This is a genomic window from Pseudomonas sp. E141 (assembly GCF_052659885.1).
This window is the reverse complement of the sequence record NZ_CP084024.1, coordinates 1,579,215-1,596,794: the sequence shown is the minus strand read 5'-3', so window position 1 is coordinate 1,596,794 and position 17,580 is coordinate 1,579,215. Positions and strand designations below refer to the sequence as shown.

5 protein-coding genes are annotated in these 17,580 nt (G+C 64.0%); 3 read left to right on the top strand and 2 right to left on the bottom strand.

The window, feature by feature from the left end:
• The first annotated feature begins 82 nt into the window (after window positions 1–82).
• From dsbD to dsbG, 3 genes are read left to right on the top strand one after another with little or no spacing between them, the layout of a single operon-like run.
• The gene (dsbD, locus tag GKKCFE_RS07220; RefSeq protein WP_445577667.1) at window positions 83–1,810 is read left to right on the top strand and encodes a protein-disulfide reductase DsbD; all 1,728 of its coding nucleotides are present in this window, start codon (window positions 83–85) and stop codon (window positions 1,808–1,810) included.
• Window positions 1,810–2,679, top strand: coding sequence for a TlpA disulfide reductase family protein (locus GKKCFE_RS07215; RefSeq protein ID WP_107322187.1), 870 nt, complete (start codon window positions 1,810–1,812; stop codon window positions 2,677–2,679). Before dsbD ends, GKKCFE_RS07215 begins: the two co-directional genes overlap by 1 nt.
• Window positions 2,655–3,422 (top strand): thiol:disulfide interchange protein DsbG, encoded by a 768-nt coding sequence (gene dsbG / locus GKKCFE_RS07210; protein WP_047227132.1) that lies wholly within the window; start codon window positions 2,655–2,657, stop codon window positions 3,420–3,422. The genes GKKCFE_RS07215 and dsbG overlap by 25 nt, the downstream gene beginning before the upstream one ends.
• A gap of 122 nt (window positions 3,423–3,544) precedes the next feature.
• On the opposite strand, the gene GKKCFE_RS07205 is transcribed toward dsbG, so the two are convergent.
• Window positions 3,545–4,351 (bottom strand): alpha/beta fold hydrolase, encoded by an 807-nt coding sequence (locus GKKCFE_RS07205; protein ID WP_439125610.1) that lies wholly within the window; start codon window positions 4,349–4,351, stop codon window positions 3,545–3,547.
• Window positions 4,352–4,551: 200 nt separating this feature from the next.
• Entirely contained in the window at window positions 4,552–17,538 is a 12,987-nt protein-coding gene (locus tag GKKCFE_RS07200; RefSeq protein ID WP_445577666.1) for a non-ribosomal peptide synthetase, read from the bottom strand.
• Window positions 17,539–17,580: the final 42 nt, after the last annotated feature.

Sequence of the window (17,580 nt, the reverse complement as noted above, 5' to 3'; positions counted from 1 at the left end):
TGCCGATCGTCGCCGGGTTAATCGACGGTTAATCGCCAGTCGCCATCGTGCATTCCACTTGCTCCGTTCTAAGGCTTTATCCATGCGTCGATTGTTTTTTCTGTGGCTGCTCCTGATCTCGGGCCTGGCCCAGGCCGCCAATCCCTTCGAGACCAAAACCGATTTCCTGCCGGTGGAAAAGGCCTTCGTGTTTACCTCCGAACGCCTGGACTCCGGTGAAACCCAGTTGTTCTGGCAGATTGCCGACGGCTACTACCTGTATCAGCAGCGACTCAAATTCGACGGTCTTGCCGAGGCGCAAAAGCCGAAGTTGCCGGAGGGTGAAGCCCATAGCGACGAGTTTTTTGGCGACCAACAGGTTTATCGTCAGGCGCTGGAACTGAAGATTCCCGCCGGCGCCACCGGCAAGATCAAGGTCGGCTTCCAGGGCTGCGCCGACGCGGGCTTGTGTTATCCGCCCCAGACCCAAGTGGTGGACCTGGGTGGCACTGCACCAGCGGTTGCCAATGGTGAGGCGCCGGACCAGGCCTTGGCCAGCGGCCTGCAGCAACGGGCCTTGGGCTGGAGCCTGCTGGTGTTCTTTGGCCTGGGCCTGTTGCTGGCGTTTACGCCGTGCTCGCTGCCCATGCTGCCGATCCTGGCCGGGGTGGTGGTGGGCAGCGGTGCCAGCCCTCGGCGTGGATTGGCATTGGCCATCAGCTACGTGATCAGCATGGCCCTGGTGTATGCCGCCATGGGCGTAATCGCCGCGCTGCTGGGGGCCAACCTTCAGGCGCTGCTGCAGCAACCGTGGCTGCTGGGCACTTTCGCGGCGATCTTCGTGGTGCTGGCGCTACCGATGTTCGGTTTTTTCGAATTGCAGTTACCGGCCGCCCTGCGCGACCGCCTGGAAAGTGCCGGACGCCAACGCCGCGGCGGCAGCCTGGTGGGCGCCGGCATTCTCGGAGCCTTGTCCGGCCTGTTGGTGGGCCCGTGCATGACTGCCCCGCTGGCCGGTGCGCTGCTGTACATCGCCCAAAGCGGCAATGCGTTGCACGGCGGGCTGATCCTGTTCGCCATGGGCGTGGGCATTGGCCTGCCGCTGTTGCTATTGGTGACCGTGGGCAATCGTTTCCTGCCCAAACCCGGCGCCTGGATGAATGTGCTCAAGGGCGTGTTCGGTTTCCTGTTCCTGGGCACCGCGATCCTCATGATTCGCCCGGTCATCGACGGCTCGCTGTGGATCGGCCTGTGGGGCACGCTGTTGTTGATTGCCGCCTATAGCGCCTGGCGGCAGACCGAAGGTTTCGGTCGCACAGCCTATGTATGCGGCAGCGCGTCGCTGCTGTTCGGTCTGTGGGGCAGCCTGCTGGTGATCGGCGCGGCGGGTGGCGGCGATGATTTCTTCCAGCCCCTGGAGGTCTATGCAGGCACCTCGGAAAGCTCGGCCGTCAGCACCCATGATGCCTTTATCACGGTCAGCGAGCCTGCCGCCCTGCAGCGGGAACTGGATGCGGCCAAGGCCCAGGGCCAATGGGTCTTGCTGGACTACTACGCCGACTGGTGCGTGTCCTGCAAGATCATGGAAAAACAGGTGTTCGGCCGCGCCGATGTGCTGGACGCCTTGAAAGACGTACGTCTGGTGCGTCTGGACGTCACCGCCGACAATGCCGCCAGTCGCGAACTGCTGGGCCGCTATCAAGTGCCGGGGCCACCGAGCCTGCTGTGGATTGGCGCCGACGGTCAAGAGCGGCGCAGCCAGCGGATCACCGGGGAAGTCAATGCCAAGGAATTCCTGGAGCACTGGAACATGACTCGGAACGCGCGCTGATGCTGACGTTTACCCTCGGCACCTTTGCCATTGCGCTTAACCATCTATTGCTGATCAGCGCGTTGGCACTGGCGACCCTGGTGGGCTGGCGAGTAGCCAAGCGCGGTGGCGAAAACCCGGAATCGGTGCTGTTCGTGCTGTTTTTGCTGGGGCTTCTGGCCGCACGGATCGGCTTCGTCGGCGCCTACTGGAACCACTACCAGGATGACCTGTGGCAGATCGTCGACCTGCGCGACGGCGGTTTCCTGGCCTGGCCGGGGATTGTCGCGCTGGTGATTGGCGCGTTGCTGTGGAGCCGGCACCGACCGGCCTTGCGCCGGCCGTTGGGTTTCGGCGTGGGCAGCGGCCTGTTGTTCTGGCTGGTGGCGACGATGTCGTTGACGATCTATGAACAAGGCACCCGACTGCCGGAAATCAATCTGCGTAACGCCAACGGCGAGACGGTGAAACTCACCGATTATCAGGGCGGGCCCCTGGTGATCAACCTCTGGGCCACGTGGTGCCCACCCTGCCGGCGCGAAATGCCCGTGCTGGAAGAGGCCCAGCAGCAGCGCCCGGACCTGACGTTCCTGTTCGTCAACCAGGCCGAAAGCATGCAAAGCGTCAGCACTTATCTGGCCACCCAGGGCTTGAGCCTGGACAACGTGCTGTTTGATGGCAGCGGTCGCCTCGGTCAAGCCGTCGGTTCCATGGCACTGCCAACCACCTTGTTCTACAGCGCCGACGGCCGCCTGCTGGACAGTCACTTGGGCGAATTGTCAGAAGCGAGCCTGGCCCGCGCCCTGGAGAACTTCGAAACGCCGGATTCAACCTCGGCTCCCCACTCCGCCACAAGGAAACCCTCATGCCCCGCCTCCGCCACTTGCTGACCCTGGCCGTCGCCGCCACGCTGTCGCAGGCACCGCTGCTGCACGCCGAAGAACTGCCCGCGGCCATCAAGAAAATCGAAGCCAAGGGCGCGAAAATCGTCGGCACGTTCGAGGCGCCGGACGGATTGCGCGGTTACGCGGCGCAATACCAGAACCGTGGGATGGCGCTGTACCTGACACCCGATGGCCAGCATGTCTTGCTGGGCAACCTGTACGACGCCGACGGCAAGGACCTGAGCGCCGAGCCGCTGCAAAAGCTGGTCTATGCCCCAATGGCCAAGGCCATCTGGGGGAAGATGGAAGCGAGCAACTGGATCGCCGACGGCAGCAAGGACGCGCCGCGCACCGTCTATCTGTTCAGTGACCCGAACTGCCCGTACTGCAACATGTTCTGGGAACAGGCACGGCCATGGGTCAAAGCCGGCAAGGTGCAGTTACGCCACATCATGGTGGGCATCATCCGTGAAGACAGCCCAGGAAAATCCGCCGCATTGCTGGCGGCCAAGGACCCTGAGCAGGCCTTGGAAACCCACGAGAAGGCCGGCAAGGGCAGCGCGCTCAAACCCCTCAAGAACATACCGCCGGCCATCCAGGCAAAACTGGACGCCAACCTGCAGTTGATGGAAGAACTGGAACTGTCCGCCACCCCGGCGATTTTCTACCTGGATGACAAGGGCGAACTGCAACAGCAGCAAGGCGCACCGGCGCCGGACAAGCTGGTGAAGATTCTCGGGCCGAAGTGAGATCGACCTAGAGGGCCTCATCGCGAGCAGGCTCGCTCCCACAGGGGATGTGTGGCGACGACAAATTCAGCGTCAGGCACAGATCAAAATGTGGGAGCGAGCCTGCTCGCGATGGCGTCAGGTCAGCTGCGCAGAAACTCCAGCAAGGCTCGGGTGACGAATTCCGGGTTTTCCAGGTTGGAGATATGCCCCGCCTCTGGAATCAGCACATGCGGGCAGCCGATCAGCTCAGCCATTTCCAGCGCCTCGGACGGTGGTCGCGGTTTGTCCTGGTCGCCGCACATCACCAGCGTGCGCCCGGCGTCGAGCTCAGGCAGGCGCGGCAGGATGTCGTCCCGACCAAAAATGATCCGTCCCAACGGCACGACGCTGTCGCGCAGGCGGTCGGTCGGCAGTGCGGCCAGTGTGGCGCGAAACTGCTGGTAGAGCGCTGACTGCGGATCGATGCCCGGCCGGAAAAAGATCGGTACGACAATGTCCAGCAACGGCTCGGGGATGCTACCGCTGGCTTCGATCTTGTCGAACAGCGAAAAGTAATACTGGCGAGTCGGTTCAGGTTCGACCCCCACGTAAGTGTCCATCAACACCAACGCCTCAAGCCGCTTGGGCGCCATCAGCGCCAGCCGTGCGCCCCACATCCCGCCCACCGAAAGCCCCACCAGACTGAAGCAATCGACCTCCAGATGATCCATCAACGCCAGTGCCTGGCGAGCCAGATCGTCCAGGGATGTCATGCCCTCAGGCAAACGCCCGGACTGGCCGTGGCCCCAAAGGTCCAGGGCGATCACCCGGTAATGCCGGGACAGTGCCTCGATCTGCGGTGCCCACATGGTGTGATCCCACAGGTAGCTGCTGCCCAGCAGCACCACCGGGCCCTGGCCTTGGTCCAGGTAGTGAAGTGATTGCCCATCAAGGGTTGCAAAAGGCATTGAGACCTCCTTGTGTTGAATGGAGAAAAAGCCTTGGGAGACTGAGCCGTACGGGGCGAGGCGTCAACCGTGGGCTTTGCGGTGTTAGTAATGACGCCATCGCGAGCAGGCTCGCTCCCACCGGGGATTTGCGTCGATCACAAATCCACATTGTGGGAGCGAGCCTGCTCGCGATGAGGCCTCTTATAGACGCCGCAGAACTACAATCCTTCCAATTGCGCCATCAAATCATTCAACCGATCCACCTTCTCCTCGGTTATTTCACTGGCCGCCAGCCCATCGATGTATTCGGCCAGTTCCTGCACCGTGCTGCACTCGAACATCGCCCGCAGCGGCACATTGCGTTGCAGGGCCTTTTGCACCCGCGAAGCGATTTGCGTCGCCAGTAACGAGTGGCCGCCCAGTTCGAAGAAATTGTCTCGCACCCCCACCCGCTCGACCTTGAGCACCTGGGCCCAGATGTCCGCCAGGGTCTGCTCCAGCTCATTGCCTGGCGCCTGGTAATCCTGGCTGTGCAACTGGCCGATTTCCAGGGCCGGCAAGGCGTTGCGGTCGAGTTTGCCGTTGGCGTTGAGGGGCAAGCGGTCAAGCCACAGCCAGTGCAGCGGTACCATGTACTCCGGCAGTTCGGCGCGCAGGCGCTGCTTGATGCGTTCCAGGCGTTCGGTGGGCTTCAATGCCGAATCGGCGGCGACCAGATAGCCCACCAGATGCTTGCCGTTGGCGCCTTCCTGCACCCCCACCGCCCCATCGCGCACCTCGGGCTGTTCATGCAAGCGCGCTTCGATTTCCCCCAGCTCGATGCGGTAACCACGAATCTTCACCTGATGATCGATGCGTCCGACGTACTCCAGCACGCCGTCGCGACGCCGCCGCGCCAGGTCGCCAGTGCGGTACAAGCGCTCCCCTGGCGCACCAAACGGGTTGGGCACAAACACTGGGGCAGTGCGCAATGGGTCACTGACGTAGCCGCGCCCTACCCCGGTGCCTGCGACGCACAACTCGCCCACCGCACCCAGCGGCACCAGGTCCAGCGCGCCATCGAGCAAGTACAAACGGTTGTTGTCAGTGGGCGTACCAATCGGCAGGTAGCTGCCACGGGTCGAAGCCATGTCGACCCGGAAGAACGCCACGTCATCGGAGCATTCCGCCGGGCCATAGGCGTTTACCAGGCCAATGTCCGGGTAACGCAACAACCATTGATGGGCCAGCTCCGGCGGCATCGCTTCACCAGTGGGCAGCATCCAGCGCAGGCCGTCCAGGCCGATGCGGTCCTGGGCGAGCATGCCCTGGATCAGTGACGGCACGCTTTCCAGCACCGTGATGGCCTGGCGTTGCACATGCTCGAGCAGCCCTTGCGGGTCGTGGGCGATAACGTTGGGCACGATGTCCACCCGGGCACCGAACAGCGGCGCGGCGAGGAACTGCCACACGGAAATGTCGAAACTCTGAGAGGCGGTCTGGGCGATCACGTCAGTCTCGCCCAAGGCCAGGTACGGCACCTTGCTGAGCTGGTTGTTGAGCATGCCGCGTTGTTCCACCATGACGCCTTTGGGCAACCCGGTGGAGCCCGAGGTGTAGATCACGTACGCCAGGTTGTCCGGGCCGCTGTAGATGCCAGGGTTTTGCTGCGAAACATCGCTGGCCTGGACGCTTTCCCACACCAGCAACTTCGGCCGCCCGGAACAGGCGAACTCGTCCAGCAGCGCCAGCGCCTGGGCATGACAGGCCTGGGTGCAGACCAGCAGCGGCGTGCGGCTCAGCTCAAGGATGCGGCTCAGACGCTGACTCGGCAGGCCCGGGTCCAGCGGCAGGTAACCGGCACCGGCCTTGAAGCTGCCGATGATCATGCCGAGCAGGTCCAGGTCGCGCTCGGCCAGCAACGCCACCGGTTGATCGAGGCCCACGCCCGACGCGATCAAGGCATGGCCGAGGCGGTTGCTCCGTGCATTCAACTCGGCGTAGCTGTACGTCCTGTCCAGGCAGGTGGCGGCCACCCGTTGCGGATGGGCCGCGACCCGGGCCTCGAACAGCTCGACGTAACTTTGCTCCAACGCATAGGCACGCTTGCTCTGGTTGCAGCCTTCGATCAGGAAGTCCTGCTCCTGGGCGCTAATCAGCGGCAGCTCGGCCATGTCACCGTGAAAACCTTCCATCAGTGCCAGCAGCAAGCGCTTGAACTCACCCAGCAAGCCCAGGACAGTGGATTCATCGAAGTAACGCTGGTCGTAGGACAGATGCAACCCCAAGTCATCCCCCGGGTAGCAGACCGCCGTGAGCGGGAAGTTGGTGTGGGTGCGGCCCGAGTCAGAGGTGGCGTTGAGGCTTTGGGCGCGATCCAGCACCGAAACTTCCACCGGCGCGTTCTCAAACACGAACAGACTGTCAAACAACGGTTGGCCCTTGGGCAGTTCGCTGACTTCCTGGATGCTCACCAATGGCAGGTATTCGTACTCGCGCAGTTGCATGTTGCTGTCGAGCAACTCACTGAGCCATTGGCGCACACTGCAACGCTGATGATCGTCGGGCATCCGCACGCGCAAGGCGATGCTGTTGATGAACAGGCCTACGGTGCGTTGCATTTGCGGCAGTTCCACCGGGCGTCCGGCCACGGTGACGCCGAACAGCACGTCCCGATCGCCGCTCACCCGCCGCAGCACCAGCGCCCACGCGGCCTGGGCGAAGGTGTTGACCGTCAGTTGGTGAGCCTGGGCCAGTTCGCGCAACCGGGCACCGTCGTGGACATCGAGGCGGATGTAGCAGTCACCGACAATCATGCCGCCGCTGTCACCGGCGTGTTCACGCAGCAACGGCCGGTCGGTGGGGATCGGCGTGGTCCGTTCGAAACCTTGCAGGTTGCGCGTCCACCATTGCCGCGCCTCGGCCAGACTCTGGTGTTGTAACCAGCCGATGTAATCGCGATAACGCGGCGGCTCGGCCAGTCGCGGTTCGCGGTGTTCGCCAAGGGCGGTGTAGATCTCGAAGAAATCCTCCATCAGCAACGAACGGCACCAGGCATCGATCAGGATGTGGTGGTTGCTCATCATGAACCAGTAACGCGCCGCGCCAACCCGGATCAGGCGCAAGTGGAACGGGGCCTGGTTCAACAGATCGAAACCGGCCTCGCGCTCGTGCTTGAGCAACGCCTGGAGTTTGGCGTCCTGCTGATCCTCGGGCACTTCACACCAGTCCAGATAATCCACTGGCGTGCTGCCAGGCTTGTGGATGATTTGCAGCATTTCTTCGCCGACATTCCAGCAGAACGACGCGCGCAAGGCTTCATGACGAGCGATCACGGCTTGCCAGGCTTGAGCGAAACGTTGCCGATCCAGTTCGCTGTTGATGCGGTAGCGGTCCTGCATGTAGTACAGGCCCGTGCCTGGCTCCAGCAATGTGTGCAGCAGCATGCCCTCCTGCATCGGCGTCAGCGGGTAGACATCTTCGATCTGCGCGGCCGGCACCGGCAGGCTGTCGAGTTGGGCCTGGGTCAGTTTCGCCAAGGGGAAGTCCGAGGGCGTCAGGCCGCCCGCCGCGTCCGTCAGACAATGTTCGATCAGACCCTGCAGCTCATTGAGGTAGGCATCGGCCAGCGCAGCGATGGCCTGGCGATCGTGCCGCTCAGTGCTGAACGTCCAGCGCAGCACCAGCTCGCCGCCGCTGACCTGACTGTCGACACTCAGCTCGTTGGGCAGCGGCGCATCGGGGTCGTGGATCGCCCCCAACGCAGCGTCCAGCGGCTGGAACAGCGCGTCGTGGCCCAGGGTCTGATCGAGCTGCCCCAGGTAGTTGAAGGTGATCGCCGCGTGCGGCAGGCCGGCCATCGCCTGGCGCGTCGCGGCGTCAGCCAGGTAGCGCAGCACGCCGTAACCGAGGCCCCTGTGAGGCACCGCGCGCAGTTGTTCCTTGATGGCCTTGATCGAGGTGCCGAAGTCGTCACCCGCCGGGCTCAGGCGCAACGGATAAACGCTGGTGAACCAACCCACCGTACGGGTCAGGTCGATGTCATCGAACAGCGCCTCACGACCGTGCCCTTCGAGTTGGATCAGCGCCGATGCGTGGCCGCTCCAGCGACACAGCACCCGGGCCAGGGCGGTGAGCAGCAGGTCGTTGACCTGGGTGCGGTAGGCCCGCGGTGCCTGTTGCAACAGTTGCCCGGTGCGCTCGGCGTCCAAGCGCACGCTGACGGTTTCGGCGTGACGTTCCTCAAGCCCGCCGTCAGGATGGGCGCAGGGCAGCGCCACATCCGGGCCGCTCAACCGCGCTTGCCACCAACCCAGTTCCTCGCGCAGCGACTCGCTGCCGGCGTAGGCCTGCAAGCGCGCGGCCCAATCCCGGAACGGGCTGGTCTTGGCCGGCAGGTCTGCGGTTTGCCCGGCGCTGATCTGGCGGTAGAGCGTTTGCAGGTCATCCATCAACACCCGCCACGACACACCATCAACGACCAGGTGATGGATCACGATCAGCAGACGTTGGCGGCCATCGGGCAACTGCGCCAACACCGCGCGCAGCAAAGGCCCGCTCGACAGATTCAGGCTGCGCTGCATCTGGGCAAACACCGTTTCACAGGCCTGCTCACTCTCCACGTCCACCTGCCGCAACAGCGCCGCTTCGGACAATGGTCGGTGCTCGGCGCGCCAATGCCCGGCCATGTCGGCAAAGCCCAGGCGCAACGCATCGTGCTGTTGGAAAACGCTGCGCAATGCCTGTTCCAGCACGGAGGGTTGCAGGGTGATGGCCGGCTCCAGCAACAACGCCTGGTTCCAGTGGTGACGGTTGGCAATCCTGCTATCGAAGAACCAATGCTGGATCGGCGTCAGCGCCGACTCACCGGCGAGCAGCCCCTGCTCAGCGCTCACTGACTGACTGTGGCTGGCAACACAGGCCAGGGCCTGCACGGTCTGGTGCTGGAACAGGTCGCGGGGCGTGAAGTGAATGCCCTGTTGCCGGGCACGGCTGACGACCTGGATGGACAGGATCGAGTCGCCGCCCAGTTCGAAGAAGTTGTCGTTCAGGCCGACCTGCTTCACGTTCAGTACCTCGCACCAGATCGCCGCCAGGGCCTGCTCCAGGGCACTGCTCGGTGCCAGGTAATGTTGGCGATTGAGCTCAGGATCCGGCATTGGCAAGGCACGCCGGTCGAGCTTGCCATTGGCGGTCAGCGGCATGCTCGCCAGCAGGATCAGGTGGGTGGGCACCATGTAGTCCGGCAGTTGAGCCTTGAGGTGATTTTTCAGCGCTTCGCGCAGGGCCGCTTGTTGCTCGGTGTCCTGTTCATCGACGTCGGTCACCAGGTAGCCGGCCAGTTGCTTGCCGCCTGGCAGATCGAGCGCCAATACCACCGCCTCGCGCACGGCGTCATGTTCCAGCAGGCGGCTTTCGATTTCCCCCAGTTCGATGCGGAAACCGCGGATCTTCACCTGATGGTCGATCCGCCCCAAATACTCCACCTGACCATCGACGCGCTGGCGCACCAGGTCACCGGTGCGGTACAGCCGTCCACCATCGGCGGCAAACGGATCGGCGACGAAGCGTTCGGCGGTCATGCCCGGACGCTGGTGATAGCCCTGGGCCAATCCCGCGCCGCCGACGTACAACTCCCCGGTGGCGCCTTGGGGCACCAGGGCCAGGTCGGCATCGAGGATATAGGCCACCCGCGCGCCGACCACGCTGCCAATCGGCACACTCGCCGCGCCCTCTTCCAGTTGCTCAGGGGCCAGGCTCGCCAGTGGCATGACCACGGTTTCGGTCGGGCCATAGGCGTTGAAGAACAGGCTCGGCTTGAACGCCGCCCGGATGCGTTGCAAATGCTCGCCGGTCAGGGCTTCGCCACCGGTGATGCACATGCGCACCGGCAGGGTTTGTCCCTGGGTCGCCAGCCATTGCGCCAACTGGCTGCCGTAGCTGGGGGTGAAGCCGAGGATGTTGATGCGTTGTTCGCGAATCAGCCCGCAGATCTGTTCGGCGTCCCACTGCCCTTGTGCGCGCAGCACCACCTGGGCACCGCTGAGCAGCGGCACCAGCAGGCGCTCGGTGGCGGCGTCGAAGTTGATGGAATAGAAATGCAGCTCGCAATCGTCCGGGCGCATGCCGAAACGCTGGATCACCGCCTGGCAGTGCATGGCGATTTCACCGTGGGACACCACCACGCCCTTGGGCTTGCCAGTGGAACCTGAGGTGTAGATCAGGTAGGCCTGATGCTGCGGCAGGTTGATCAGCGGCGGTGCCTGGTCCGGGTAGCCGGCCAGGGCCGGGCTATCGTCCTCCAGGCACCAGCCCTCTACACCGGCCGGCAATGGGCCCAAGGCCTGGAACATCGCCCGGTCGCTGAGCAGCAGACCGAGGCCACTGTCTTGGATCATGTAATGCAAACGGTCCAGCGGGTATTCCGGGTCCAGCGGCACGTAGGCGCCGCCGGCCTTGAGGATCGCCAACAGGCCAACGACCATCTCCAGCGACCGTTCCAGGGCCAGGCCCACCCGCACCTGCGGCCCGACGCCGCGCTCGCGCAGCATCCAGGCCAGGCGGTTGGCACGGCGTTCGAGTTCGGCGTAAGTCAGGGTCTGCCCGGCAAAGGTCAGGGCCGGTGCGTCGGGGCGCGCCAGGGCCTGTTCGCTGAACAGTTGATGGATGCATTGATCCAGGCGGTGTTCGCCGGGTTCGACGCCGAGGCTGTCGCGCATCTGTTGCTGCTCGCGGGCATCGAGCAACGGCAATTCGCTTAGCCGCTGGGTCGGATCGGCCAGCAGTGTCTCCAGCAGATTGCGCCAGTGTCCGGCCATGCGGGCGATGCGCGGTTCGTCGAACAGGTCGGTGCTGTAGGTCAGGCAGCAACCCAGGCGATGGTCCAGGTCGGTGACTTCCAGATTCAGGTCGAACTTGGTGGCCCGGGCGTCGTTGGCCAGGTATTCGACGCTCATCCCGGCCAGCGTGCGGCTCTGCTGGAACTCCCAGCGCTGCACGTTGCACATCACCTGGAACAGCGGGTTGTACGCGGCACTGCGCGGTGGTTGCAGGGCTTCGACCAGATGATCGAACGGCAAATCCTGATGGGACTGGCCTTCGATCACCGTCTGACGCACTTGCTCGAACAACTCAGCCACCGACATTTGCCCATCGAGCTGGCAGCGCAGTACCTGGGTATTGAGGAACGCACCGATCAGCCCTTCGCTTTCCGGACGGATGCGGTTGGCCACCGGCGCGCCGATGCGCAGGTCGGTCTGGCCGCTGTAGCGATAAAGCAGCACGGCCAGGGCGGCGGTCATGGTCATGAACAGGGTTAAGCCCTGTTGCGCGTTGAAGGCGCGGACTCGGGAGGCGAGATCATCACTGAGGTCGAATCGGAACAATTCACCGCGATGGCTTTGCACCAGCGGACGCGGACGGTCGCCCGGCAATTCGAGCAACGGGTGTTCGCGACCCAGTTGTGTGGTCCAGTAGTCCAGTTGCCGTTGACGCTCGCCAGACTCCAGCCACTGGCGCTGCCAGACGCTGTAGTCCAGGTACTGCACCGGCAAGGGTTCCAGTGGCGATTCACGGTCGTCGATAAAGGCTTCGTACAGCGCACTCAGTTCCCGGGCAAAAATATCCATTGCCCAGCCTTCGGTGACGATGTGGTGCAGGGTCAGCACCAGGTAATGTTCCTGCTCGGCGGTCTTGACCAGACAGACCCGCAGCAATGGCCCGGTTTCCAGGTCGAAGGGTTTGTGGGCTTCGCTGTCGGCCAGTTGCTCCACCCGCTGTTGGCGAATATCGACGGCCAACGTCGAGAAATCTTGCCAGTCCATGCGCAGGCCGGTGTTGGCGTGCACCTGTTGCCGGGGCACGCCATCGACGCTGGGGAAAGTGGTGCGCAGGGTTTCATGGCGCAGGACCAACGCCTGCAACGCCGCCTCGAAACGCCCGACATCCAGCACCCCGCGCAACCGCGCCATGCCGCCGACGTTGTAGGCCGGGCTGTCGGGCTCCATTTGCCAGAGGAACCACATGCGCTGCTGGGAATAAGACAACGGCACCGGTTGGCTGCGATCGACCTTCTCGATCGGCGGTTGCCGGTTGGTCTGGCCGCTGGCCTTTATCAAGCGCACCTGTTCGGCGAACGCACCCAACTCGCTGGCCTCGAACAAGGTGCGCAACGGCAGCTCGATATCGCAGGCCTGGCGGGTGCGGGAAATGATCTGGGTCGCCAGCAGCGAATGACCGCCCAGGGCAAAAAAGTCGTCCCGCAGACCGATGCGGTCGAGCCCCAGCACGTCGCGCCAAATGCCAGCGACCTGCTGCTCGAGGGCACTGACCGGCTCGACGTGTTCACGTACTTGCCAGTGCGGTTCGGGCAAGGCACGCCGGTCGAGTTTGCCGCTGGGGCTCAGGGGCATGGCGTCCAGGCGCAGCAATTGCGCGGGCACCATGTAGTCCGGCAGTTCGGCGGCCAGGGCGGCGTTGAGTCGGGCGTTTTGGAGGTCCTGATCTTGCCCGACATCGCAAGCGGTGTAATAGCCGATCAGTTGCGGGCCGGCCGAGGTCTCGCGTACCAGCACCGCCACTTGGGCCACGCCGTCCTGGGCCAGCAGCCGCGCTTCGATTTCCTGTGGTTCGACCCTGAAGCCACGCAGCTTGACCTGTTGGTCGAGACGGCCAAGGTATTCGATCACGCCATCGGCGCTCCAGCGCACCCGGTCACCGCTGCGATACAACCGCGTGCCCGCCACACCCAGCGGGTCGGCGATAAAGCGCTCGGCGCTCAAACCCGGACGCCCGAGGTAACCCCGAGCCAGCCCCAGGCCGCCGATACACAATTCACCCGGCACACCGGCGGGCACGGGGTTGAGTTCACTGTCGAGCACGCGGCACACCACATTGCCCAGCGGCCGGCCGATGGGCGAACGCTCGCCGTCGGCGACGCTGCAATGCCAGTGGGTGACGTTGATGGCGGTTTCGGTCGGGCCATAACGGTTGTGCAATTGCGCCGACGGCAGCTGCGCCAGCACGCGGTTGCGCAGTTCGGCCGGCAAGGCCTCACCGCCACAGAAGACCCGGCGCAGGCTGGTGCAGCGGGCGCTCAGGGGCTCGTCGATAAACAGGCTGAGCAGCGGCGGCACGAAGTGCAGCGTGGTCACGCCAAATTGTTGGACCAACTGCGCGATGCGGTGCGGGTCACGGTGTTCGCCAGGGCCGGCCAGCACCAGTTGGCAACCGGTGATCAGCGGCCAGAAACACTCCCACACCGACACGTCGAAACTGATCGGCGCCTTTTGCATCAACACATCGGTTTCGTCCAGCCCGTAAGTGTCCTGCATCCATTGCAGACGCTCGGCCAGGGCGGCATGGGTGTTGCCGACGCCTTTGGGTTGGCCGGTGGAGCCGGACGTGTAAATCACGTAGGCCAGGTGATCGCCATCCAGGTGCAAGCCCGGCGGGTTGCTCGGCCATTGCTCCAGGTGCAAGGCATCCATGGCGATGACGCTGACGCCCTCGCAGAGGGGCAAGCGTTCAAGCAATGCAGTTTGCGTCAGCAGCAGATCGACGCCGCTGTCCTTGAGCATGTAGGCCAAACGCTCGGCCGGGTAATCGGCATCCAGCGGCACGTAGGCGCCGCCGGCCTTGAGGATCGCCAGGACACCGATGAGCAACTGCGGCGAACGCTCGGCGGCAATCGCCACGCACACGTCCGGACCGACGCCTTTGTCGCGCAGGTAATGGGCCAGGCGATTGGCCTGGGTGTGCAGCTCGGCGTAATCCAGGCAGCCATCGTCCCACAGCAGCGCAGTGCGTTGCGGCGTGCGCCGGGCCTGCTCGTTCAACAGCTCCGGTAGCCATTGGCCGGCCGGCGCGCACGGGGCCGCGCCCCACTGCTGCTGTTGGGTGTATTCATCGGCGCTCAATAACGGCACATCGCCGATGGCCTGCTGCGGATCGGCACAGACCGCGTGCAACAGGTTGCAGTAATGCATCGCCAACCGCGCGATGGTCGGAGCCTCGAACAGCTCGTCGGCGTAGTCGAACGACAGCGTCAGCCGGCCGTTGCGATCCTCTTCGCTGTGCAGTTGCAGGTCGAACTTGGCTTCGCGGCTGTGCCACGGCAACTCCTCGGCCAACAGCCCCGGCAAACGACGCAAGGCGCTCAGGTCTCGCTGTTGATGGTTGAACATCACCTGGAACAGACCTTGCTCGCGCGCCTGGGGGAACGCTTCGAGCAGTTGTTCGAACGGCAGGTCCTGATGGGCCTGGGCACCGAGCGTGGCCTCCCGGGCCTGGGCCAACAGTGCGGCAAACGGCTGGCGCGAATCGATCTGCCCGCGCAGCACCTGGGTATTGATGAAAAAGCCGATCAGCCCCTGGGTCTCCAGGCGTGGACGGTTGGCGTTGGGCACGCCGATGCGGATGTCGGATTGGCCGGTGTAACGCTGTAACAGCGCCTGGAAGGCCGCCAGCAACAGCATGAACGGGGTTGCATCGTGGGCCTGGGCCACTTGGCGCAAGGCATCGCCGAGGCCTTTGTCCAGGCGCAGACTATGGCGGGCGGCGCTGCGCTGGCGTTGCGCACTGCGGGGATGGTCCGTGCTCAGGGCGAGGGTCGGATGTTCGTCGCCCAGTTGCTGTTTCCAGTATGTCAGCTGCCGCTCGGCCTCCCCTTGAGCCAACCACTGGCGCTGCCAACTGCCGTAGTCGGCGTACTGCAATGGCAACGGCGCCAACGCGGCGACCTGCCCCTGGCATGCAGCAGCATACAACCGGGCAAACTCATCGATCAGTACGCTCATCGACCAGCCGTCGGCGATGATGTGGTGTAGCGTGACCAACAATTGGTGGTCACCCTCATCGAGACGCAACAAGGTGACCCGCCACAGTGGGCCCTTCTGCAAATCGAACAGCAGCGCCGCTTCATCGTCACGCATCTGCCGCGCCTGGGCTTCGCGTTGGTCGGCGGGCAGGTCGCTGAGGTCGATCACGCGCAGCTTGAACTCACCGGCCGGATCGACCTGTTGCAGGGCGACACCCTCGCGCTCCAGAAATCGTGTGCGCAGGGCTTCGTGGCGTTCGAGCAGTTGCTGGAAACTGGCCCGTAGTGCGTCTTCGTCCAACTCACCGTGCAGGTGCAAGCCGCCGGGGATGGTGTAGGCGCTGCTCGCCGGATCCAGTTGCCAGGTGATCCACAACCGATTCTGGGCAAGGGATTGCGGCAACGCTTCGTGGCGCGGCAACGGGCTGATCACGCCTTGGGCCTCGCCACCTGCCTGTTGCTGATTCGCCACCGCTGCCGTGAACGCTGCGAGGGTCGGCGCTTCGAACAACAAGCGTAGATTCAGCGCCAGCCCCAGCCTTTCTTGCAGCCGCGCGACCACTTGAGTGGCGGCGATGGAGTTACCGCCCAACAGGAAGAAATGATCGTCGCCATGGACGTGTTCAATCTGCAACTGCTCGCACCAGACTTGGCCGATCAATGTTTGCAACGGCGATGACGAGCGGACGTCAAGGCTTGCTTCAACCTCGACTGACGGGAACAGCGCATAACTGTCGAGACTGCCGTCGGCCAATCGGGTCCGACAGGCCGAGCGTTGCAACTTGCCGCTGGAGGTCTTGGGCAATGCGCCCGGATTGAGCAACACCACCACACTCGGCGCTTGCTGACAGGCTTCGGCCACCGCCTGGCGAATGGCTTTGATCAACGCTTCGGGTGGCAGGATCTTCTGCACGCTGCGGCTGATTTCCGCCGCGATGCCGATGCCTTCCTCGCCGCCATCGTCGACCGCGAACGCCGCCACCCGGCCCTTGCGCACGACTTCCACTTCCCGCTCGATGGTTTGCTCGATGTCCTGGGGGTAGAGGTTATGACCGCGCACGATCATCAGGTCCTTCAGGCGGCCGGTAATGAACAGCTCACCCTCACGCAGGAAACCCAAGTCGCCGGTGCGCAGCCAGGTGCGGCCATCGTACTGGACGAATGTCTTGCCGCTGGCCTCAGGGTTTCGCCAGTAGCCATGCGCAATGCTCGGCCCGCAGGCCCAGACTTCGCCGACCCGGTTGTCGGTCAGCGGCTGCAACGTGTTGGGCTCGACGATCAGCACCGCATGCCCGGGCTGGCTCACGCCGCAACTCATCACCGTACAGCCCTGCCCTGGCTCGGCACGGTGGTGCGCCAGTGCCGTGTCGTCCATTTGCAACGACGGGATGCCTTGACTGCGCGGTGTGCCCGCGACGAACAAGGTGGCTTCGGCCAGGCCATAGGACGCCATGAAACTGTCCGGCGTGAAGCCGCACGGCGCGAATTTCTCGGCAAAGCGTTCCAGGCTGTCGAGACGGATCGGCTCGGAGCCTGAATAAGCCACGCGCCAGCCGCTCAGGTCGAGGCGCTTGAGGGCTGATTCACTGACCCGCTCGCTGCACAGCCGATAGGCGAAGTCCGGGCCGCCGCTGATGGTGCCGCCGTATTCGCTGATCGCCTCCAACCAGCGCAACGGCCGGGCTAGGAAGTACGCGGGCGACATCAGCACGCAGGGCACGCCGCTGAAAACCGGCTGCAACAGGCCGCCGATCAGGCCCATGTCGTGGTACAGCGGTAGCCAGCTGACGATCACGTCATCAGGGTTCAGATCAATGCCGAAGCCGTGGCGGATCAATAATTCGTTGGCCACCAGGTTGCCATGGCTGACCTGCACCCCCTTGGGCAATGCGGTGGAGCCGGAGGTGTATTGCAGGAAAGCGATGTCATGGTCCTGCAGATTTGGTTGCAGCCATTGCCCGGCGCGGGCCGGATCAAGGGTATCGACGCACAGCACCGGCGGAGCCGACTCGATGGCTTGCAGTGGCTCGCGCAGATCGCTGCGGGTGAGCAACAGGCGCGGCTCGGCATCGGCAATGATCGACAGCAGGCGTTCCTGGTGGTGGCGACGAGCGGACTCCGGCGGATAGGCCGGCACCGCGATCACCCCCGCGTACAGGCAGCCAAAAAACGCCGCGACGTAGTCCGGGCCACTGGGAAACAGCAAAACCGCACGGTCACCGAACGCCGCTTCGGCCTGCAAGGCGGCGGCGATGGTCCGGGCACGCAGGTCCAGGTCGCGATAACTCAGTACAACACTTTGCTCCGGGACGTCGGCAAGGAAGCGCAAGGCCACACGGTCCGGCGACAACGCGGCGCGGCGCTGAAGGGCATGAGCCAGGGTGCTGGGGAGTTCGAACGCGTCGGTCATGAGGTTTCCTGCCTGAAATTCGGCTTGCTAGTGGTATCTGGT

Bases quoted from the DNA above. Each gene is read 5' to 3' on its own strand.
- GKKCFE_RS07205 (WP_439125610.1), bottom strand. From the start codon at position 4,351: ATGCCTTTTGCAACCCTTGATGGGCAATCACTTCACTACCTGGACCAA.
- dsbG (WP_047227132.1), top strand. From the start codon at position 2,655: ATGCCCCGCCTCCGCCACTTGCTGACCCTGGCCGTCGCCGCCACGCTG.
- GKKCFE_RS07200 (WP_445577666.1), bottom strand. From the start codon at position 17,538: ATGACCGACGCGTTCGAACTCCCCAGCACCCTGGCTCATGCCCTTCAG.
- GKKCFE_RS07215 (WP_107322187.1), top strand. From the start codon at position 1,810: ATGCTGACGTTTACCCTCGGCACCTTTGCCATTGCGCTTAACCATCTA.
- dsbD (WP_445577667.1), top strand. From the start codon at position 83: ATGCGTCGATTGTTTTTTCTGTGGCTGCTCCTGATCTCGGGCCTGGCC.